This is a genomic window from Streptomyces sp. HPF1205, from assembly GCF_020400825.1.
Taxonomy (GTDB): Bacteria; Actinomycetota; Actinomycetes; order Streptomycetales; family Streptomycetaceae; genus Actinacidiphila.
Window position 1 is genome coordinate 1 of record NZ_JAINVH010000133.1, and the last position, 712, is coordinate 712.

Here is a 712-nt window from a genome sequence, read left to right on the forward strand (position 1 = left end):
TCCACGCCGCGCCGGTGTGTCGTCCTTCGGGATCAGCGGGACCAACGCACACATCATCCTCGAACAAGCCGACCCGGAGACATCGGCTGCCGCTCCTTCCGCCTCCGACCCGGTAACCGTCCTCGACTCTCCGGTGGTGCCGTGGGTGGTCTCGGGTCGGGGTGAGGCGGCGTTGCGGGCGCAGGCGGGGCGGTTGGCGGGGGTTGTTGCGGGTGTTGATCCGGGTGCGGTGGCGGCCGGTTTGGTGCGGGGTCGTGCGGTGTTCGAGGACCGTGCGGTGGTGCTGGGCGCGGATGCGGATGAGTTGGTGGCGGGGCTGGCTGAGGTGGCGTCGGGTGGTGGGGTGACGGGGCGGGCCGAGGGTGATGGTCGTGTGGTGTTCGTTTTCCCGGGTCAGGGGTCGCAGTGGGTGGGGATGGCGCGTGAGTTGATCGCTGCTTCGCCGGTGTTCGCGGAGTCGATTGCCGCGTGTGAGCGGGCGTTGGCTCCGTATGTGGAGTGGTCGCTGGGTGAGGCGTTGGATGATGCGAGGTTGTTGGAGCGGGTGGATGTGGTGCAGCCGGTGTTGTTCGCGGTGATGGTGTCGTTGGCGGCGGTGTGGCGTTCGCTGGGTGTGGAGCCGGCCGCTGTGGTGGGGCACTCCCAAGGCGAGATTGCGGCTGCGGCGGTGGCGGGGGCGTTGTCGTTGGGGGATGCGGCGCGGGTGGTGGCG

At 69.7% G+C, this 712-nt stretch carries 1 protein-coding gene; it reads left to right on the plus strand.

Going from position 1 to position 712, the window contains the following annotated elements; all coding sequences use genetic code 11:
• Positions 1-712, plus strand: a 712-nt coding sequence (locus K7G61_RS35970; RefSeq protein ID WP_225851358.1) for an acyltransferase domain-containing protein, incomplete at both ends; no start/stop codon positions are given.